Source organism: Mesorhizobium sp. M2E.F.Ca.ET.209.01.1.1, assembly GCF_004010375.2.
Taxonomy (GTDB): Bacteria; Pseudomonadota; Alphaproteobacteria; order Rhizobiales; family Rhizobiaceae; genus Mesorhizobium.
Map to the genome: position 1 here is coordinate 1 of NZ_SADP02001289.1, position 284 is coordinate 284.

At 58.5% G+C, this 284-nt stretch carries 1 protein-coding gene; it reads left to right on the top strand.

The features are described from left to right. The first annotated feature begins 51 nt into the window (after nt 1-51). The gene (locus EN852_RS43080; RefSeq protein ID WP_246694606.1) at nt 52-162 is read left to right on the top strand and encodes a DUF2061 domain-containing protein; all 111 of its coding nucleotides are present in this window, start codon (nt 52-54) and stop codon (nt 160-162) included. Nucleotides 163-284 lie beyond the last annotated feature (122 nt).

Genomic DNA, 284 nt, shown 5'->3' on the forward strand with positions numbered 1-284 from the left:
CGCAGCTTCGCCAAGGCACTCTCGTGGCGCGCCACCGGCACGATCGACACAATGATCATCTCGCTCGTGATCACCGGCAGCGTAAAGGTCGCTGCGGCCATTGGCGGGACCGAAGTCGTTACCAAGTCGCTGCTCTTTACCTTCATGAGCGGGCGTGGCTGAAAATTCCGTATGGCCGGAACAAGAAGTCTGCCTCGCCGTTCGCTACCGAGGCAGAGTTAAATCCGGTCAAGAAAAGCTAAAGCGGCATCGACATTTTCTGCATTGCCGGCAGCGCGCGTCCA

Excerpts from the sequence above, each read along its gene's own strand:
- EN852_RS43080 (WP_246694606.1), top strand. The coding sequence starts at position 52 with ATGATCATCTCGCTCGTGATCACCGGCAGCGTAAAGGTCGCTGCGGCC.